Here is an 18459-nt window from a genome sequence, read left to right on the forward strand (position 1 = left end):
GCGCGACGCGGGAGTGCCGGTCCGACCCGAGCCCGCTAAAGCTCGGCCTTCACCAGCCAGTCGTGGAACAGGCGTACGGGCCGTTCTTCCAGCGCGGTCGGCTTGCACACGAACCAGTAGCTGTAGGGGCTTTCGACCTCGACGTCGTAGAGGTTGGTCAGGCGGCGGTCGGATGCGCGGCGGAAGTGGTCGTCGTGCATGATCGCGATGCCGAGGCCCTGGGCGGCGGCCTCCAGGATGAGCTGGCCCGAATCGTAGTGGTCGATCGCCGCGGGTTCCAGATCGTCGAGGTCGAGCGCGCGTTTCCACGCCTCGAAGCTGGCGGGCAGTTCGGTGTGAACCAGGAACGTCTGCTTCGCCAGCCGGTCGATAACCGGCGCCTCGCCCAGTTCGTCGGCCAGTTCCTGCCGGCAGATCGCGTGGACTTTGTTGTAATCGAGCCGCACGGCGTGCAGCGACCGGTCGGGGCCGCGCGACAGGATGATCGCCGCGTCCAGCGTATCGCCGACGCGCGTTTCGAGATGCGGCCCGGTGTCGATATCGATGTGCAGCCGGGGATGGAGTTCGCGCAGCTCGGTAAGGCGCGGAAACAGGCGCTGGGTGCCGAACAGCGGGAGGACGCCCAGATGCAGGCGCAGCAGCGAAAGGTTTTCCGACTGCCCCTCCACCGCGCGCGCCAGCGCTTCGAAATGGGGGCTCACCGCTTCGTAGAACTGGTGCCCCTCGTCGGTCAGCTGCATCGCCTGCCGGGCGCGGGTGAACAGTTTCTTGCCGACGAATTCCTCCAGGTTGCCGATCCTGCGCGACAGGGCGGAGGGGCTGAGGCCGATTTCCTCCGCCGCGGCGCGCGCGGACCCCAGCCGCACCGTGCGCATGAAGGCTTCGAGCGCGCGCAGCGGCGGCAGGCGGCGGGTGGGCTTGGGCATATCAGTCTTCGGCCGGCATGGGTTCGGGCGGGTGCAGCCGCAGGCGGGTGACGTGGGTGGCGTCGCCCGCCGTCACCTCGATCCGCCAGCCGCTGGGATGGCTGACGACCGTTCCCACCGGCGGCACCTGCTCGGCGAGGATGAAGGTCAGCCCGCCCAGCGTATCGACCGATTCTTCCACCTCGGCCAGTCGCGAATCGACCTGCTTGGCCACGTCCTCCAGCTCGGCCCGGGCATCGCAGTCCCACATGCCTTCGCCGATCGGAACGATCCATTGTTCGGGCGTCTCGTCGTGCTCGTCCTCGATATCGCCGACGATCTCCTCCACCAGATCCTCGATCGTGATGATTCCGTCGGTGCCCGAAAATTCGTCGACCACGATGGCAAGGTGGGTGCGCTGGGCCCGCATGTCGGCCAGCACGTCCAGCGCGCCGCGCGCCTGCGGAACGTAGAGCGGCTGGCGCATCAGCACGGTCCAGTCTTCCGGCGGAGGCTTGCCCTGCGCGAGATAGGGGAAGACGTCCTTGATGTGGATCATCCCGATCACGTCGTCCAGCGTGTCGCGATAGACCGGCATGCGCGAATGGCCGTTCTCGGAAAAGGTCGCGACCAGTTCGTCCCACCCGATCGTGGCGTCGACCGCGACGATCTCGCCCCGCGGCACGGCCATATCGTCGGCGTCGTGCTCGCTGAAATGGAGGATGTTGCGCAGCATCTGCCGCTCGACCGAGGACAGATCGCCGTCGGTGCGCGTTTCCTCCCCCCCGTTGGCGGTTTCCTCGTCCTCGTGCTCGTCGATCGCTTCTTCAAGCTGCGCGCGCAGCGAGCGGTCGCTCTCGCCATCGAAGAATCTGCGGATCGCGTGCCAAAGCCCGCTTCTACTGTCCGCATCTCCGGCTGAATTTTCGGAATCGGGCATGGCCCTCAAGCGTGCTCCTGGTTGTCCCGGTCGCCATATGGGTCCGGCAGGCCCAGAATCGCAAGCGCCTTTATTTCCAGCGCCTCCATGGCGTCGGCATCGCGGTCGGAAATCTCGTGGTCGTAGCCTGCCAGATGCAGGAACCCGTGGACCAGCAGGTGCGCCGTGTGATCCTCGACCGCGATCCCCTTTTCCGCTGCTTCGCGCCGGCAGGTTTCCCACGCCAGCGCCAGATCGCCGAGCATTTCCGGCCCGCCTTCCGGGGCGAGGCCGGTCAGCTCGTCGCGCAGGAGCATGGGGAAGGACAGGACGTTGGTCGGCTTGTCCTTCGTCCGCCATTCGCGGTTCAGCCGCTGCACGTCCTCGTCCAGCGTGAACAGCACGCTGGCGGTCAGGCGCGGGTTGGCGAGTTCGGGCGCGACTTTCTCCGCCGCCTCGGCGGCACGATAGGACAAGTCGGCCCAGTCGCAGGTGCCCGGCCAGCCGTCGATTTCTATGTCGAGGTCCATCAGCCCGCGGCCTTCCGGTCGCGCCAGCCGGCGGCTTCGCCCCTGCGAATCGCGGTCATTCGGGCGGCCCCTCGTAAGCGTCGACGATCCGGCCCACGATCGGGTGGCGCACCACGTCGGCGGAGGTGAAGCGGCTGACCGCGATGCCTTCCACCCCTTCGAGCCGCGAGACCGCGTCGGCCAGGCCGCTGGTCGCGTCGCCGCCGGGGATATCGACCTGCTTCGGATCGCCGCACACGACCATGCGGCTGTTCTGCCCGAAGCGGGTGAGGAACATCTTCATCTGCTCGCGCGTCGTGTTCTGCGCCTCGTCCAGAATCACGAAGGCGTCGGCCAGCGTGCGCCCGCGCATGAAGGCGATCGGCGCGACCTCGATCACGCCCGACATCAGGTGCCGTTCGACCTGTTCGGGCGGCATGCAGTCGTACAGCGCGTCGTAGAGCGGGCGCAGGTAGGGATCGACTTTCTCCTTCATGTCGCCGGGCAGGAAGCCGATCCGCTCCCCCGCCTCGACCGCGGGACGGCTGAGGATCAGACGCTGGACATTGCCGGTAATCAGCTGGCTGACGGCCTGGGCGACCGCGAGATAGGTCTTGCCGGTCCCCGCCGGGCCGAGCGCGAAGATGATCTCGTCGCGGGCGAGCTGGCGCATATAGGGGATCTGCCCGGCCGAGCGGGGCACGATCGTCTTGCGGCGCGTGCGGATCATGATCGGCGGGCCGTTGCTTTCGCCCGAGATGATCCCTTCCAGCGTCGGCTCGTTCGACATCGCGACGAGCGATTCGATCGCTCCGGTATCCAGCTCCTCGCCTCGTGCAAGCCGGCTGTACATCGCCTGCAGCACGTCGCGCGCGCGGGCGACCGAATCCTCCGGCCCTTCGATCAGCACCTGATCGCCGCGCGCGGAGATGAGCACGCCCAGCCGGTTTTCCACCTGCACCAGGTTCGCATCGAACTGGCCGAACAGCGGGACGAGCAGCGACTGGTCATCGAAGCTCAACTCGGTCCTGGCCCGCCGGGTCTCCCGCTGCGGGCTGGGCGGCGGGGAGATCGGCCTGTCGGCGCTGTTCGGTCTTCGTCCCATGCAATCCTTTCGTCGCTGGACCGGAATCTAGATCGCAACGCGCGGGAGGCAAGCTTGGTGCCTGCACGCGGCAGTGGATTGTTATCGAACTGCAATGATGCGCGAGAACGTGCGCCCGCGTTTCAAATCTCTCATGATCCCCGGCGCAGGCCGGGGTCTCCGGCCGCTGGCGCTCTGCCCGACGGCCTGAGACCCCAGCCTTCGCTGGGGATCGGAAAAGGGGGAGGCCGGTGCCGAATCTCGAATCAGGCGCTGAAAGCGGGCTCGCGCAGCTTGCCCGCGAGCGAGTTGGGACCCGCTTCGGCGAGATCGAGCGTCACGATATCGCCGATGGCCGCCTCGCCTTCGAACCACACCGATTGCAGCCAGGGGGACTTGCCGAGCCATTGGCCGGGGTGCTTGCCCTTGCGCTCCACCAGCACTTCGCAAGTCCGGCCGACGGAGGCGCGGTTGAAAGCGAGCTGGTCGCGGTTGAGCGCGGCCTGGAGACGTTGCAGCCGCTCGTCCATCACCGCGCGCGGGACCTGCCCGTCCATCGTCGCGGCGGGCGTGCCGGGGCGGGGCGAATACTTGAAGCTGAACGCCTGGGCATAGCCGACCGCGTCGACCAGCTGCAACGTCTCCTCGAACTCCGCGTCGGTTTCGCCGGGGAAGCCGACGATGAAATCGCCCGACAGGGCAAGGTCCGGCCGCGCGGCCCGGAACCGGTCGAGCAGCTTGAGATAGCTTTCCGCGGTATGGCTGCGGTTCATCGCCCTGAGCACGCGGTCGCTGCCCGCCTGGACCGGCAAGTGGAGGAACGGCATCAGCTTCTCGATCTCGCCGTGCGCGGCGATCAGCGCGTCGTCCATGTCGGCCGGGTGGCTTGTGGTATAGCGGATGCGCGCCAGACCGTCGATTTCCGCCAGATCGCGGATCAGGCCCGCCAGCCCGATCGCGCGGCCGCGCGCGTCCTCTCCACTCCAGGCCGAAACGTTCTGGCCCAGCAGGGTGATCTCGCGCGCGCCGGCTTCGACCAGCCTGTGCGCTTCGGCCACAAGATCGTTGTAGGGGCGGGAGATTTCCGCGCCCCGTGTATAGGGCACCACGCAATACGTGCAGAACTTGTCGCACCCTTCCTGCACGGTCAGGAACGCGGCCGGCGGGCTGGTGCGCCGGGCGGGAAGGGCATCGAACTTGGCGATCGGCGGCATGTCGGTGTCGGTCGCCCGCTCGCCCGCGACCGCGCGGTCGAGCATGGCCGGCAGGCGGTGATAGGCCTGCGGGCCGACCACCATGCTCACCGCCGGGGCGCGGGCCATGATCTCCTCCCCTTCCGCCTGGGCGACGCAACCGGCGACCGCGATCAGCGGCTTGCGCCCGCGCGCTTCGCCCGCCTTGGCCAGCCGGCCGATGTCGGAATAGACCTTCTCCGCCGCTTTCTCGCGGATATGGCAGGTGTTGAGCACGACCAGATCGGCCTCCTCGCCCTCTGCCGCGGGGGCGATGCCCTTCTCGGCCAGCAGTTCCGCCATGCGCTCGCCGTCGTAGACGTTCATCTGGCAGCCGAAGCTCTTGACCCTGTAGGTCCGGGGTGGGGCACTCTGTCGCATGGCGCGCGCCTATAGCGGAGGCGGGGGCGCTTTGAAACTCCCGTCCAGCCAGGCCCGGGGGGCTAGCCGCGGGGCGCGTTGTAGCGAACCGGCACGACATCGTGCCGGAAGGCGCGCAGCGGCTCGCCCAGCGCGGTCAGGAGCGCGGCCTCGATCGCGGCGCGCGCCCGGGCGCCGATGGCCTTGCGGCCGCGGAATTCCTCGAGGCTGAAAGGTTCGAGGAAATGCAGCCTGACCGGGATGCGGCCCTTGCGCGCCAGGATGCGCCGGGCATTGTTGAGCCCGCTTTCCTCGCCGATCCAGCCGATCTCCTCCCCCACCGGGCCATAATCGATCAGCACGGGTTGAACGAGCACGCCGGGCGGCGGCGGTTCGAGCACGGAGAGCATCGAGGTCTTGAAGGGCAGCAGCGAGCGCCCGTCGGTGGTCGTCCCTTCGGGAAAGACGGTGATCGACCAGTTGTCCTCCAGCGCCTCGCGCAAGGCATTGATCTGTTCGGCCACGCCAAGGCGGTTTTCCCGCTGCACGAAAACCGTGCGGTTCAGCCGGCTGAGCCAGCCGACGACCGGCGCCTGGCCGAGTTCGTGCTTGGCGACGAAGGCGGTCCCGCTCGCCCCGGCGAGCGCGAGAATGTCGATCCACGATACGTGGTTGGCGATGAAGAACACGTCGCGGCGCAGCGGCACCCCGATCCGCTCCACCCGGGCGCCGGCAATCCGCGCGGCCAGGCCGAGGAACAGGCGCGGAAACGGCGATCCGTAGGCGAACAGGCGATAGAGATAGTGCAGCGGAACGCAGACCAGCAGTGCGAGCGCCAATGCCGCCACCCGCATTGTCAGGCGCAGCCAGCCCGCGATGGAAATCGGGGTGCTCTCTCCGCGCGCCGCGGCCTCGCGCAGCGCCGGGTCCATGTCAGCTGGCCTTGTCGCCGCGGTCCAGCTTGACGCCGTAAAGCTCCATCCGGTGGTCGACGAGGCGATAGCCGAGCCGTTCGGCGATCACTTTCTGCAGCGCCTCCAGCTCGGGATCGACGAATTCGACCACTTTGCCGCTTTCCACATCGATCAGGTGGTCGTGGTGCGCCTCCGGCGCCGCCTCGTAACGCGCGCGCCCGTCGCCGAAATCGTGCCGGTCGAGAATACCCGCTTCCTCGAACAGGCGCACTGTGCGGTACACCGTGGCGATCGATATCTTGGGATCGATCGCCGAGGCGCGCTGATGCAGCTGCTCCACGTCGGGGTGGTCTTCGCTTTCGGAAAGCACCCGGGCGATTACGCGCCGCTGTTCGGTGATGCGCAGTCCGCGGTCGGCGCACAATTGTTCGAGATCGATCCGCTGGGACACGGGCTACCCTATGGCAAAAGAAAAACGCCCGGTTGCCTTAACGGCACCGGGCGTTCTTCTCAAGCATGGGCTGCGTCGCTTATTCGGCCGCCTTCTTCTGGCGGCCCCGCTTCTGGCCGGGCTTGCGGCCGAGGCCGATCTTCTTGGCCAGCTCGCGCCGCTTTTCGGCGTAGTTGGGCGCCACCATCGGGTAATCGGCCGGCAGGTTCCAGCGCGCCCGATATTCTTCCGGCGACATATCGTAATTCGTCCGCAGGTAACGCTTGAGCATTTTCAGCTTCTTGCCGTCTTCCAGGCAGACAATATAATCCGGCTTGACCGAAGAACGGATCGAAACCGCCGGTTCGGGCGGCGCCTCTTCCTGAACTTCGGATTCTCCAAGACCGGCAAGCGCGCCGTACACATTGGAAATCAGCGAAGGCACGTCGTCGACCGACACACTGTTGTTGCTCACATGCGCTGCTACGATCTCGGATGTCAGCGTGATCAGCGTCTCCGTCATGTCGTTTTCGATATTGTCCATTTCTTCCTCACACAGACCAATCGGTCAAAATTGTATTTTTTTAACTCGTGGACTTTTATCCACGCCGCATCGCATGGACCGTCAAAGTCGATAATTCAACACTTGTTCCCAAAAATGTCACTCCACATCCCCTTTTCCCAAATCGTACCTTATAGTTTGCGGCCAAATGTAATTGCATCGCGAAACTGACCGTCCGGCAGGCGATAGTATGCCTTGCGGCGCCCGATCGGTTCGAATCCCATGCGAGAATAAAGGGCAAGCGCCGGGTTGTTGTCGCGCATTTCGAGAAACATCCGCTCGGCACCGCGCGTGCGTGCGGCCTCGAGCGCGCGGGACAGCAGCGCCCGGCCCACGCCGCGCCCGCGCCATTCCGGGCGGACCGCGATCAGCAGCAGTTCCTCTTCTCCCGGGGCGTGACGGGTGAGAGTGAAGCCCGCCGCGTCCTCCCCGGCGGCAGGCTCCGCCCCGGTACCGTCGGCGAAAGCGTAATGCGTGGCGGGCAGCGCCAGCGAATCCCCCACCTGGCGCCGCGTCCAGGCCTCTCCCCAGGCCGGATCGAAAGCCGCGTCCATCACCGCCATGATACGGTCGAGATCGTCGTTCACGCCGGGCCTCCCGGCGCGGCGGGCGTCGCATCCGGCGGCCGGCCGTAGACCGGGCGCACGTCGCGGCACAGTTCGGCGCCCGGAATATCGAGCGCGTGGCGGGCATCGGGATGGCGAGCGATCGCCTCGCCCGTGCCGCGCAGTGCGACCAGCGCTTCCGCCTGGGTGCCGCCGACCAGCGGCGCGTCGAGCACGGCGGCGGCCTGCTGCGGCGTCAGCGAGCGCGCTTCGTCCAGCGCGGTTCCGTCTCCGCCGAACTGTTGCACGAACCATTCGCCGTGCCCCCCTGTGGTGCAGACGGCGAGCGGTTCGCCCGGCCGCCCGGCGCGCACGACCGCGGCGACCAGCGCCAGGGTCGGATATCCGGCCACTTCCGCGCCCCAGGCATATCCCAGCGCCCGCGCGGTCGCGATGCCGATCCGCACCCCGGTAAAGCTGCCGGGGCCGAGCGAGACCAGAATGCGTTCCGCCCGCCCGCGCTCGGGCAGGCCGGCGATCATCGGCACCAGGCGTTCGGCGTGGCCGCGGCCCAGCACGCGGTGATCGTGCGCGATGGCCTCGCCGCCTTCGAAGAGCGCGACCGAACAGGCTTCGGTCGCGCATTCGATCGCCAGGATCCGCATCGGGGGCGGTCAGGCGATGGTGCAGAACGTATCGAAATCGGGCCGGGGGCTGCGGTCGAAGATCGTCGACGCATCGCCATAGCCGATTCCGCAGATGAAATTGCTGCGCACGCGCGGGCCGAATTTCGGGTCCGGGGCAAAGAATTCCTTGTCCACCGCGTCGTTGTCGAACCCCGACATCGGGCCGCAATCGAGGCCCAGCGCGCGCGCGGCGAGCATCAGGTAGGCGCCCTGGAGCGAGGAATTGCGAAAGGCATGGCTGCGCCGCCCGTCCTCGTCCCCTTCGAACCAGCTTTTCGCATCGGTATGCGGGAACAGCCAGGGCAGGTTCTCGTGAAAATCGATGTCGTAGCCGACGATCGCGACGACGGGCGCGGTTTCGATCTTCTTGCGGTTCCCCTCCATCGCCAAAGAGGAAAGGCGGTCGCGCGCGTCCTGCGACTTGGCCCAGATAATTCGCGCAGGCTGCATGTTGGCCGAAGTCGGCCCCATTTTCATCAGCGCGTGGATGGCCTCGATCTGCGCGTCGGAAACCGGCTTGTCGAGCCAGCCGTTGTAGCTGCGCGCCTCGCGGAAAAGCTGGTCCAGCGCGTCGTTCGACAGCGTGTGGTCGTGAAACTGTTTCGTCATCGTTGTTCCCCCCGGTGCGAACGGTCAGGCGGCGCGAACCTCGGTCACTTCGGGCACGTAGTGCTTCAGCAGGCCCTCGATCCCGTGTTTCAGCGTCGCGGTCGAACTCGGGCAGCCCGAACAGGCGCCCTGGAGCTGCAGATAGACGACGCCGTCGCGGAAGCCGCGATACTGGATGTCGCCCCCGTCGCCGGCCACTGCAGGGCGGACGCGGGTTTCGAGCAGCTCGTTGATCTGCGCGACGATATCGGTGTCGGCAGGGTCTTCCTCCACCAGCATCGCATCCTCGCCCGGCACGGCAATGCCGCCGGCGTCGCCGCCGGCGAAGAGCGGCGCTTCGGACACGAAATGATCGAGCAGGATCGAGACCACCTGCGGCTTGAGCGCGCTCCATTCCACCCCCGGCGCGGCGGTGACGGCGATGAAATCGCTGCCGAAGAAGACGTTCGTGACTTCGCCGGTGTCGAAAATCGCCTGCGCCAGCGGGCTCGCCTCCGCCGCTTCGGGGCTGGGGAACTCCCGGGTTCCCGAGGGCATGACCTGCCGGCCCGGAAGGAATTTCAGGCTGGCGGGATTGGGCGTGGTTTCGGTCTCGATGAACATGGGGACGATGTAGGGTGGGGCCGGGGCATGAACAAGGCCGCAAACGGGCGCCTGCGTGCATTCACTATCCCTTCAGGCCCCGGGCTCCTATATGCCGGGCATGAATCATCTTTCGCGTGCCGTCCGGCAGTTCGCGCTTCTCCTTCCCCTCGCTCTGGTCGTGCCCTCCGCCACGGCGCAGGTGGCCGTGCCCGCCGATGCGCCCGAATCGCTCCAGACGGGGGACGAGGTGCCGTGGATCTACCGCGGCAGCGACGTTCCCCGCGACGAGGAATGGCTGTTCGGAGAGATGGACAACGGCCTGCGCTATGCGGTGCGCCAGAACGGCGTGCCCCCGCGGCAGGTTTCGATCCGCATCCGCATCGATGCCGGATCGCTGCACGAACGCGACGAGGAACGCGGCTTCGCCCATCTGATGGAGCACCTGAGCTTCCGCGAGAGCAAGTATCTCGGCCCGTCGATGGCTATTCCGACCTGGCAGCGGCTCGGCGCGACGTTCGGCAGCGATACCAATGCCGAGACCTCGCCCACCCACACCGTCTACAAGCTCGATCTGCCCAATGCGACGCCGCAGGCGCTGGAGGAAAGCTTCAAGCTGCTGTCGGGCATGATGCGCGAACCGGTGCTGAACGAGGCCAACCTTGCCGCCGAAGTGCCGATCGTGCTGGCGGAAAAGCGCGAGCGCGGCGGCGCGGAGGAGCGCGTTGTCGAAGGGACGCGCAAGACGCTGTTCGCCGGCCAGCCGCTGGCCGAGCGTATGCCGATCGGCACCGAGGAAACGCTGAAGGGCGCCACGGCCGAGGCGGTCCAGGCGTTTCACGACCGCTGGTACCGCCCGGAAAACACGGTGATCGTGGCGGCCGGCGACGTCGATCCGATCCGCCTGGCGCAGCTGGTGGAGGAGTGGTTCGGCGACTGGCAGGGCAAGGGCCCGCCGGTCGCGGCGCCGAGCTTCGGCGACCCCGTTCCGCCGCCCGGCGCGCAGGGCGACAACCCGGTCGGCGAAACCGCCGTGCTGGTGGAGCCGGACATGCCGCGCTCGCTCACGTACGCGATCATGCGCCCCTGGCGGCAGGTCGACGATACGATTGCCTACAACGAAGGGCTGCTGACCGATTCGCTGGCGCAGGCACTGATCAACCGCCGGCTGGAGGCGCGGGCGCGGGCCGGCGGATCCTATCTCTACGCCCAGGTCCGGCAGGACGACGTCAGCCGCTCCACCGATGCCACTTTCGTCACCGTCGCGCCGCTTTCGGGCGACTGGCAGGCGGCGTTGAAAGACGTGCGCGCGGTCATCGCCGACGCGCTCGCCACCCCGCCTTCGGAGGAGGAAATCGCCCGCGAAGTGGCCGAATTCGACGTGATCTTCGCCAGCACGGTGGAACAGCGCGCGGTCATGGCCGGGTCGAAGCTGGCCGACGATATCGTCAACGCGGTCGATATCCGCGAAACCGTCGCCGCGCCGGAAACGGTGCTGACCGTGTTTCGCGGGATGCGCGACAAGCTGACGCCCGAGGCGGTGCTGGAGCATACGCGCGCGCTGTTCGCCGGCGACGTCGTGCGCGCGGTCTATGTCACCCCCGCGATCGGCGAGGCGGATGCCGAAGCGCTCAAGGCCGCGCTGCGCGAAGATGTCGCGCCCGACGGCAGCGCGCGGCTCGACGCGAGCCCGATCTCGTTCGCCGACCTGCCGGCGATCGGCGAACCGGGAGAGGTGGCGAGCGTGGAGCCGCTGGGCCTGCTGGGTATCGAGCGGGTCGAGCTGGGCAACGGCGTCACCGCGATCCTGTGGGCGAACGACGGAGAGCCGGGCCGCGTCGCGGTGCGCGTCCGTTTCGGCGCGGGGATGCGCGCTTTCGACGAAGGCGACGCGGTCTATCGCGAATTGGGCGAACGGGCGCTGGTCCAGTCGGGCGTGGGCGACCTGGGGCAGGAGGAGCTGGATCGCATCTCCACCGGGCGCAAGATGGCCTTCGATTTCGAAATCGGCGATGCGGCGTTCACTTTCTCGGCCCAGACGCGCAAGGCGGATCTGGCCGACCAGCTCTATCTCTTCGCCGCCAAGTTCGCGATGCCGCGGTGGGACGAGAATCCGGTGCAGCGGGCCAAGGCCGCGGCCCGGCTCGCTTACGAAAGCCTCGCGACCAGCCCGGGCGCGGTGTTGAGCCGCGATCTCGAATACTATCTGCGCGACCGCGACCCGCTCTATGCCACGCCCGACCTGGCGACGCTGGAAAGCGCGACGCCCGAGGGCTTCCGCGAAGTCTGGGCGCCGCTGCTGCGCCAGGGGCCGATCGAAGTCGCGATTTTCGGCGAGTTCGACCGCGATGCCACGCTGGAAACGCTGCGCCGCACTTTCGGCGCCTTGCCCGCGCGCACGCCGATCCCGGCCGAAGTGGCCGCGCGTACGCCCGATTTTCCCGCCCCTTCGGCCGACACGGTCGTGCTGCACCATCGCGGCGATGCCAACCAGGCGGCGGCCGTGATCGCCTGGCCGACCGGCGGCGGGGTCGAGCGCCTGCCCGAATCGCGCCAGCTCGAAATCCTCGCCAATCTGTTCAGCAACCGCCTGATCGATGCGATGCGCGAACGCGCCGGGGCGAGCTATGCCCCGCAAGTCTCCAACAGCTGGCCGACCGACCTTGCCGAAGGCGGCCGGATCGCCGCGATCGCGCAACTGCGCCCGGAAGACGTGCCCGCCTTCTTCGCCGCGGCGGACGAGATCGCGGCCGATCTCGTCGCCAACCCCCCGACCGAGGACGAGCTGGCCCGGGTGACCGAGCCGCTGCGCCAGCTGATCAACCGGGCGTCGACCGGCAACATGTTCTGGATGTACCAGCTCGAAGGTGCGACTCGCGATCCGCGCCGGGTCCAGCTCGTGCGTTCGCTGCTCAACGATTACACGATCACCACGCCGCAGGCGATGCAGGCGCTGGCGCGCAAGTATCTCGCCGCGCGGCCCGGGTTCCGGCTGGCGGTGATCCCCGAAGGGCAGGAACTGGTGCGCGGGCCCGCCGCGTCGCCGGCGCGGGCGTCCCCGGCGGGCCGTTGACGGCGCGCGAGGCGTAGCGCAACCATCAGCGCCCGAAAGTTATTTGCCCTTGCGGCGCGGCGCGGCGTCGCGTTCAATGGCTGCCGTTTCGAAAACACGAAAGAGTACGATCAGTGGCGCGCAACTGGACACCCGATAGCTGGAAGACGCACGAGGCACGGCACCTGCCGGGCTACGACGATGCGCAGGCGCTCGAAGCGGTCGAGGCGACGCTGGGCGCCTATCCGCCGCTCGTCTTCGCGGGCGAGGCGCGCGCGCTGAAGGCGGAACTGGCCGAAGTTTCGGAAGGGCGCGGCTTCCTGATCCAGGGCGGCGACTGCGCCGAAAGTTTCGCCGAATTCCACCCGAACAACATTCGCGACACCTTCCGCGTGCTGTTGCAGATGGCGGTGGTCCTCACGTTCGCGGGCAAGCTGCCGGTGGTGAAAGTGGGCCGCATGGCGGGCCAGTTCGCCAAGCCGCGCAGCGCGCCGACCGAAACCAAGGACGGGGTCACGCTCCCCAGCTATTTCGGCGACAATGTCAACGGGATCGAATTCACGCCCGAGGCGCGGCGCAACGATCCGCAGCGCATGGTGCGCGCCTATTCGCAGGCGGCGGCGACGCTGAACCTGCTGCGCGCCTTTGCCGGCGGCGGCTATGCCAACTTGCGCCAGGTGCACCAATGGACGCTCGATTTCATGGGCCGCAGCCCGTGGGCCGAAAAGTTCGCCGAAACCGCCGACCGGATCGGCGAGGCGCTCGATTTCATGGAGGCGTGCGGAGTCGATCCGGCCACCGTGCCGCAGCTCCAGGGCACCAGTTTCTACACCAGTCACGAGGCGCTGCTGCTGCCTTACGAACAGGCGATGACGCGGCAGGATTCGCTGACCGGCGACTGGTACGACACCAGCGCGCACATGGTCTGGATCGGCGACCGCACCCGGTTCGAAGGCAGCGCGCATGTCGAATTCGTCCGCGGAATCGGCAACCCGCTGGGCCTAAAATGCGGGCCGAGCCTCGAGCCGGACGTGCTGCTGGGTCTCCTCGACACGCTCAATCCCGCGCGCGAGCCGGGGCGGATCACGCTGATCAGCCGGTTCGGGCACGACAAGGTGGAAGCCGGTTTACCCCGGCTGGTGCGCGCCGTGGCACGCGAAGGACACCCGGTGGTGTGGAGCTGCGACCCGATGCACGGCAACGTCATCAAGTCCGAAAGCGGCTTCAAGACTCGCCCCTTCGATCGCATTCTGAGCGAGGTGAAGGGCTTCTTCGCGGTCCATCGTGCCGAAGGGACTCACGCGGGCGGCATTCATATCGAAATGACCGGGCAGGACGTGACCGAATGCACCGGCGGCGCGATCGCGATCACCGACGAGGCGCTGGGCGACCGCTACCACACCCACTGCGACCCGCGCCTCAACGCCGCGCAGTCGCTCGAACTCGCGTTCCTGCTGGCGGACATGATCCGGCTGGAGACCGGCAGCCGCCAGGCCGACGCGGCCTAGAGTCGTTTTCAGCAAGGCCGAAGCGGCACCGGCCCGGCCGGTATCCGGCGGGCATTGGCTGTTATGGTTTGCGCGTATGGGAAGGCATCCGGCGGCGAGCCCGGACAGTAACGCCTTGGAAGTGCCGGGAGTTTTTCCGGCAAGGGAACCGCGCGGCCGGCGCAGCACCAGAGTGTGCGCACGAATGGGGCAGGCGGGCGGGGATTTGTCCTGTCTGCGAACGGCCGGTGTACGCCCATCCCGCGGCGCGTCCGGCTCGGCTCTGTTCCCGTCGATCGGCAGGCCGGGGGGCAAGAGCTCGCGCACAGTCCCGTCCGGCCTTGCGGCTGATCCGCCGCACCACCGTTGCCCGCTCCGCCGTTCGGGGAGAGCCCGCCCGAAGAAGGGGGCAGGGTGCCCGAGGGCGCGTGGGCGCACATCCGATCGCGGGCTTCCGGCTGCGGTTCGGGTCGAGCTCGACGGTCTGACCATGACCGCCCGCCCACGCGCACCTGCGCCGGCCGCGTCGCCGCCCGGCCACTGTGGGCAGCCGGACAGCGAAGGAGGGAGGCAAGCCGGTCTCGCCCGCTCCCGGTCCTTGTTGCCCCTGTGAGGTGCAAGGGCGGGCATCACATAACCTAAATGGTTATGAATGTCAAGATGGAAAACCACCGGTGCATCTTCTTCGCCGCCGATCCCCTGCGCAGGCAGGGGTCTCAAGCCGCTGGCGCTCCGCCCGATAGCCTGAGACCCCCGCCTGCGCGGGGGATCGGAAGGGGTGGTCACGAGCCGCTGGCGCTTCGCCCGATAGCACGGACCCCTGCCTGCGCAGGGGATCGGAATGGGTGGTCTCGGGCCGCTGACGCTCCGCCCGATAGCATGAGACCCCCGCCTTCGCGGGGGATCGGAGGGGGTGGCCTCGGGCCGCTGGCGCTTCGCCCGATAGCCCGAGACCCCTGCCTTCGCAGGGGATCGGAGGGGGGGCGGAAGTGGTTCGGGTCAGCACCCACCCCCTTTTATTCGCAACCCAATTGCGCCATCATCGTTGCGGACTGGAAGCGACAGGAGAGTCCCGTGCCCCAGCCCGAGACGGTCCGTGTCCCCGAAGGATCGGGGCTGGCCGACGATTTCCGCCGCACGCGCCGGCTTACCGCAGCGCTTGCGGAGCCGCTTTCGGAAGCCGATGCGACGATCCAGTCGATGGAAGACGCCTCGCCCGCCAAGTGGCATCTGGCGCACACGACCTGGTTTTTCGAAACTTTCCTCCTGCGCGATCACCTGCCCGACTATCGCCTCTATCGCGAAGACTGGCCGTTCCTGTTCAATTCCTATTACGAGGCCGAAGGGGCGCGGATCGCGCGGTTCGATCGGGGAATGCTGTCGCGCCCGACCGTGGCCGAGATTCGCGAATGGCGCGACCATGTCGACGCGGCGATGGAGCCCCTGCTCGACGATCCGGCCTGCGCCGCGCTGATCGCGCTGGGCATCGCGCACGAGCAGCAGCATCAGGAACTGTTGCTGACCGACATCAAGCATGCGCTGTTCCAGAACCCGCTCGGCCCCGCGATGTGGGACGAAACCGCCCCCGCGCCGCAGCGCGCCGCAGCGCATGACGGCGACTGGCACCGCCACCCCGGCGGAATCGCGCTGATCGGCCACGATGGCAACGGCTTCGCGTTCGACAACGAGGGGCCGCGCCATCGCGTGCTGCTGGAGCCGTTCGCGCTGTCGCAGCGGCTGGTGACCAACGCGCAGTGGGACGCCTTCGTCGCCGACGGCGGCTATCGCGACGCGCGCCTCTGGCTGTCGGACGGATGGGCCTGGGTGAACGAGCACGGCATTTCCGCGCCGCTGTACTGGCGAGAGGGCGAAGCGTTCACCCATGCCGGCTGGCAGGAACGCGATCCCGATGCGCCGGTAACCCACATCTCCTATTACGAGGCCGATGCTTTCGCGACCTGGGCCGGGGCGCGCCTGCCGACCGAGTTCGAGTGGGAAGCGATCGCGCGCGGCCAGCACGCCGAGAGCGCGCCGGCGCACGATCCGGCAGGCGGCAACCAGCTCGACCATCCCGATCGCTGGGCGGCGCCCCCGCTGCCGCTGGGATCGGACGCGCTGTTCGGCGATTGCTGGCAGTTCACCCGTTCGGCCTATCTCCCCTATCCCCGTTTCGCGCCGTGCGAGGGGGCGGTGGGCGAATACAACGGCAAGTTCATGTCCGGCCAGTTCGTGCTGAAAGGCGCGAGCTGTGCCACGGTGCGCGGGCATTCGCGCGCCAGCTATCGCAACTTCTTCTACCCGCACCAGCGCTGGCAGTTCACCGGCCTGCGGCTCGCAAAGGATATCTGATGGCTGCCGACGCAGGCTTGACGCTGGTCGATCTCGACAGCGACGGGGTGGACCGCGCCTTTCGCGGCGACGTGCTCGACGGGCTGCGCCAGCCGCAGAAGGCGATTCCCGCGCGCTGGCTTTACGACGAGGCCGGGTCCGAGTTGTTCGAGGATATCACCCGGCTGGAGGAATATTATCCCACCCGCGCGGAGACCGAGATCCTGCGCGACCGCGGGGCCGAATTCGCGGCCGAGATCGGGCCGGGCCGCGCGGTGGTGGAATTCGGCAGCGGCAGCTCGGTCAAGACGCCGCTCCTGCTCGAAGCGATCGCGCCTGCCGCCTATGTCCCGCTCGACATCTCGGGCGATTTCCTGCGTGCGGCGGCGCGCGATCTCGCCGACAAGTTCCCCGGCCTGCCGGTCTATCCGGTGGAGGCGGACTTCATGCGCGAAGTCGCGCTGCCCGACGCGGTGGCCGACAGCCCCAAGCTCGGCTTCTTCCCCGGCTCGACCATCGGCAACATGGTCCCGCGCACCGCGGTCAACCTGCTGCGCACGATGCGCGCGACGCTGGGCGCGGATTCGAAGCTGCTGATCGGGATGGACCTGATCAAGGACCCCGCCGTGCTGGAGGCCGCTTACGACGATGCGGCCGGGGTGACCGCGCAGTTCAACCTCAACCTCGCGCGCCGCATCAACCGCGAGCTGGGCGGGACGATCCCGGTGGACGATTTGCGCCACGTCGCGCGCTGGAACGACGATTTCGCGCGAGTCGAAATGCACCTGGAGGCGCAGCGCGCGCTGACTTTCACCGTCGCCGGCGAGACGTTCACGCTCGCCCGGGGCGAGACGATCCATACCGAAAACAGCCACAAGTTCTCGCGCCGCAGCGCCAATGCCCTGCTGCTGGCCGGGGAGTGGACGCCGGTGCGGCGGTGGAAGGATTCCGAAGGGCGCTTCTCGCTGATCCTGGCCGAAGCGACCATTCCCCGCGCCGCGCCCTGACGTCGGGGCTTCGTTTGCATGGAACCGCGCGCCGATAGGCCCTATATCCTGCGCGTGGACCTCAATTCCCTCTTCGATGCCATTGCCGGCGTCATTGCCGACATCCCGCGATCCGGCCTGCTGATGGCGACGGTCGCCGCCTTGCTTGCCGGCTGGGCCGGTTCGATCATGGCCCGGCGCAATATGGCGCTGGGCGTGTTCGTTCGCCGGGTGAGCACGCTGGCGCTGATCGGCATTCTGGGGATGCTCGTGCTCCAGCTCTCGCGCTTCGACCCGCGGATCGAGCTGGCGGTGCCGCAGGTGGGCCTGCCCGAGCAAGTCGTGGAAGGGGCGGAAACGCGCATCCCGCTGGCGCCCGACGGGCATTTCTGGCTCCGCGCCGATGTCAACGGGCAGCCGGTCGCCTTCATGGTCGATACCGGCGCCACGCTGACCGCCGTGTCCGCCACCGTGGCCGAGCGGATCGGGCTGGAGCCGCGGCCGGGCGGAATCCCGGTGCGGCTCAACACCGCCAACGGGACGATCTCCGCCCGCATCGCGACGATCGAGGAAATGCGCTTCGGCAATGTCGCGGCGCGCGGGCTCGACGCGGTGATCGCGCCCAACCTGGGCGAAACCAGCGTGATCGGGATGAACCTGCTTTCGCGGCTGAAATCGTGGCGGGTGGAGGACAACACGCTGATCCTGGTGCCCAACCATCCGCAACCCGCGGTCGAATTCGCCAGCTAGCCCGGTTCAGACCGCGCCGGCCCGCACTCTCAGGCGTGGCGCGCCAGTCGCCAGTTGAGCGCGTGGCCGATGGCGAGTGCGATGGCGCCGGGCACTGTCAGAACGGTTTCGACAACCTCGTCCGGCGCGGCAAGCGCCCCCAGCGCCAGCAGCGCGAGGCCGAGCAGCGCGATCAGCACGGGCCGCGCGCGGCGGTGCCGGCGATAGCCGCCGGCAAGGGCGAAGGCGCTGGTCGGGACGGCGAAGGCCAGGGCCCCGACGTGGAAGCTTTCGGGAAACGCCAGCCAGGCGCCCAGCGTCGGCAGCAGGACCAGCAGCGCGGGGAGGACCAGGCAATGGACCAGGCACACGGCCGAAGCGCCGATGGCCAACCCGTCGAACAGGCGCTGGTGTCGGGAAATCGCGGGCATCCTTTACTCTCTTTGCAAGACGCAGCGCGCCGGGGCGCCGCCGATCGGGGGCGTGATCGATGATATAATGTATCATTTGATCGGCTGCAAGGGGCGGCTGCAAGGGACG

General features: G+C 68.0%; 18 protein-coding genes. 5 read left to right on the plus strand and 13 right to left on the minus strand.

The genetic code is table 11. From position 1 onward, the window contains the following. Nucleotides 1-35: 35 nt before the first annotated feature. The 12 genes from V5F89_RS09845 to V5F89_RS09900 form a co-directional block, all read right to left on the minus strand. The gene (locus V5F89_RS09845; protein ID WP_338445476.1) at nucleotides 36-926 is read right to left on the minus strand and encodes a LysR substrate-binding domain-containing protein; all 891 of its coding nucleotides are present in this window, start codon (nucleotides 924-926) and stop codon (nucleotides 36-38) included. A gap of 1 nt (nucleotide 927) precedes the next feature. Beyond that, the gene (locus tag V5F89_RS09850; protein WP_338445477.1) at nucleotides 928-1845 is read right to left on the minus strand and encodes a hemolysin family protein; all 918 of its coding nucleotides are present in this window, start codon (nucleotides 1843-1845) and stop codon (nucleotides 928-930) included. A 5-nt stretch (nucleotides 1846-1850) separates the two neighbouring features. Then, on the minus strand, nucleotides 1851-2354 hold the full coding sequence (gene ybeY / locus V5F89_RS09855; protein WP_338445478.1) for an rRNA maturation RNase YbeY: 504 nt from the start codon (nucleotides 2352-2354) through the stop codon (nucleotides 1851-1853). Between the two features lie 55 nt (nucleotides 2355-2409). Further along, nucleotides 2410-3438: a PhoH family protein gene (locus V5F89_RS09860; protein ID WP_338445479.1), complete on the minus strand. Its 1029-nt coding sequence runs from the start codon at nucleotides 3436-3438 to the stop codon at nucleotides 2410-2412. Nucleotides 3439-3683: 245 nt separating this feature from the next. Beyond that, nucleotides 3684-5030 carry a tRNA (N6-isopentenyl adenosine(37)-C2)-methylthiotransferase MiaB gene (gene miaB, locus V5F89_RS09865; protein ID WP_338445480.1) on the minus strand — a complete coding sequence of 449 codons (1347 nt, stop codon included), beginning with the start codon at nucleotides 5028-5030 and terminating at the stop codon, nucleotides 3684-3686. 62 nt (nucleotides 5031-5092) lie between these two features. Further along, entirely contained in the window at nucleotides 5093-5941 is an 849-nt protein-coding gene (locus V5F89_RS09870; protein ID WP_338445481.1) for a lysophospholipid acyltransferase family protein, read from the minus strand. A gap of 1 nt (nucleotide 5942) precedes the next feature. Next, nucleotides 5943-6374: a Fur family transcriptional regulator gene (locus V5F89_RS09875; protein ID WP_338445482.1), complete on the minus strand. Its 432-nt coding sequence runs from the start codon at nucleotides 6372-6374 to the stop codon at nucleotides 5943-5945. 79 nt (nucleotides 6375-6453) lie between these two features. Beyond that, nucleotides 6454-6897 carry a MucR family transcriptional regulator gene (locus V5F89_RS09880; RefSeq protein ID WP_338445483.1) on the minus strand — a complete coding sequence of 148 codons (444 nt, stop codon included), beginning with the start codon at nucleotides 6895-6897 and terminating at the stop codon, nucleotides 6454-6456. 149 nt (nucleotides 6898-7046) lie between these two features. Further along, a complete protein-coding gene (gene rimI, locus V5F89_RS09885) occupies nucleotides 7047-7502 on the minus strand; it encodes a ribosomal protein S18-alanine N-acetyltransferase (RefSeq protein ID WP_338445484.1) in 456 nt (151 codons plus the stop codon). Further along, nucleotides 7499-8125 (minus strand): tRNA (adenosine(37)-N6)-threonylcarbamoyltransferase complex dimerization subunit type 1 TsaB, encoded by a 627-nt coding sequence (gene tsaB, locus V5F89_RS09890; protein ID WP_338445485.1) that lies wholly within the window; start codon nucleotides 8123-8125, stop codon nucleotides 7499-7501. The genes rimI and tsaB overlap by 4 nt, the downstream gene beginning before the upstream one ends. Before the next feature lie 9 nt (nucleotides 8126-8134). Continuing rightward, a complete protein-coding gene (locus tag V5F89_RS09895) occupies nucleotides 8135-8755 on the minus strand; it encodes a malonic semialdehyde reductase (RefSeq protein WP_338445486.1) in 621 nt (206 codons plus the stop codon). A 24-nt stretch (nucleotides 8756-8779) separates the two neighbouring features. Further along, nucleotides 8780-9358, minus strand: a complete 579-nt coding sequence (locus tag V5F89_RS09900; protein WP_338445487.1) for a NifU family protein — start codon at nucleotides 9356-9358, stop codon at nucleotides 8780-8782. 100 nt (nucleotides 9359-9458) lie between these two features. Here V5F89_RS09900 and V5F89_RS09905 point away from each other — a divergent pair, with 100 nt between their 5' ends. From V5F89_RS09905 to V5F89_RS09925, 5 genes are all read left to right on the plus strand, one after another. Continuing rightward, entirely contained in the window at nucleotides 9459-12410 is a 2952-nt protein-coding gene (locus V5F89_RS09905; RefSeq protein ID WP_338445488.1) for a M16 family metallopeptidase, read from the plus strand. 113 nt (nucleotides 12411-12523) lie between these two features. After that, nucleotides 12524-13897 carry a class II 3-deoxy-7-phosphoheptulonate synthase gene (locus tag V5F89_RS09910; protein WP_338445489.1) on the plus strand — a complete coding sequence of 458 codons (1374 nt, stop codon included), beginning with the start codon at nucleotides 12524-12526 and terminating at the stop codon, nucleotides 13895-13897. A gap of 1053 nt (nucleotides 13898-14950) precedes the next feature. Beyond that, nucleotides 14951-16225: an ergothioneine biosynthesis protein EgtB gene (egtB, locus tag V5F89_RS09915; protein ID WP_425334347.1), complete on the plus strand. Its 1275-nt coding sequence runs from the start codon at nucleotides 14951-14953 to the stop codon at nucleotides 16223-16225. Beyond that, complete coding sequence (gene egtD, locus V5F89_RS09920) at nucleotides 16225-17211, plus strand: L-histidine N(alpha)-methyltransferase (protein ID WP_338445490.1); 987 nt, start codon at nucleotides 16225-16227, stop codon at nucleotides 17209-17211. The genes egtB and egtD overlap by 1 nt, the downstream gene beginning before the upstream one ends. Before the next feature lie 18 nt (nucleotides 17212-17229). Continuing rightward, nucleotides 17230-17940, plus strand: a complete 711-nt coding sequence (locus tag V5F89_RS09925) for a retropepsin-like aspartic protease family protein (RefSeq protein WP_338445491.1) — start codon at nucleotides 17230-17232, stop codon at nucleotides 17938-17940. Nucleotides 17941-17969: 29 nt separating this feature from the next. On the opposite strand, the gene V5F89_RS09930 is transcribed toward V5F89_RS09925, so the two are convergent. After that, nucleotides 17970-18350, minus strand: a complete 381-nt coding sequence (locus V5F89_RS09930) for a MerC domain-containing protein (RefSeq protein WP_338445492.1) — start codon at nucleotides 18348-18350, stop codon at nucleotides 17970-17972. Nucleotides 18351-18459: the final 109 nt, after the last annotated feature.

Source organism: Pelagerythrobacter marensis (genome assembly GCF_036700095.1).
Classification (GTDB): Bacteria; Pseudomonadota; Alphaproteobacteria; order Sphingomonadales; family Sphingomonadaceae; genus Pelagerythrobacter; species Pelagerythrobacter marensis_A.

Bases quoted from the DNA above. Each gene is read 5' to 3' on its own strand.
- V5F89_RS09880 (WP_338445483.1), bottom strand. From the start codon at position 6,897: ATGGACAATATCGAAAACGACATGACGGAGACGCTGATCACGCTGACA.
- tsaB (WP_338445485.1), bottom strand. From the start codon at position 8,125: ATGCGGATCCTGGCGATCGAATGCGCGACCGAAGCCTGTTCGGTCGCG.
- V5F89_RS09905 (WP_338445488.1), top strand. From the start codon at position 9,459: ATGAATCATCTTTCGCGTGCCGTCCGGCAGTTCGCGCTTCTCCTTCCC.
- V5F89_RS09845 (WP_338445476.1), bottom strand. From the start codon at position 926: ATGCCCAAGCCCACCCGCCGCCTGCCGCCGCTGCGCGCGCTCGAAGCC.
- V5F89_RS09870 (WP_338445481.1), bottom strand. From the start codon at position 5,941: ATGGACCCGGCGCTGCGCGAGGCCGCGGCGCGCGGAGAGAGCACCCCG.
- miaB (WP_338445480.1), bottom strand. From the start codon at position 5,030: ATGCGACAGAGTGCCCCACCCCGGACCTACAGGGTCAAGAGCTTCGGC.
- egtD (WP_338445490.1), top strand. From the start codon at position 16,225: ATGGCTGCCGACGCAGGCTTGACGCTGGTCGATCTCGACAGCGACGGG.
- V5F89_RS09860 (WP_338445479.1), bottom strand. From the start codon at position 3,438: ATGGGACGAAGACCGAACAGCGCCGACAGGCCGATCTCCCCGCCGCCC.
- V5F89_RS09895 (WP_338445486.1), bottom strand. From the start codon at position 8,755: ATGACGAAACAGTTTCACGACCACACGCTGTCGAACGACGCGCTGGAC.
- V5F89_RS09900 (WP_338445487.1), bottom strand. From the start codon at position 9,358: ATGTTCATCGAGACCGAAACCACGCCCAATCCCGCCAGCCTGAAATTC.
- V5F89_RS09930 (WP_338445492.1), bottom strand. From the start codon at position 18,350: ATGCCCGCGATTTCCCGACACCAGCGCCTGTTCGACGGGTTGGCCATC.
- V5F89_RS09850 (WP_338445477.1), bottom strand. From the start codon at position 1,845: ATGCCCGATTCCGAAAATTCAGCCGGAGATGCGGACAGTAGAAGCGGG.
- V5F89_RS09925 (WP_338445491.1), top strand. From the start codon at position 17,230: ATGGAACCGCGCGCCGATAGGCCCTATATCCTGCGCGTGGACCTCAAT.
- ybeY (WP_338445478.1), bottom strand. From the start codon at position 2,354: ATGGACCTCGACATAGAAATCGACGGCTGGCCGGGCACCTGCGACTGG.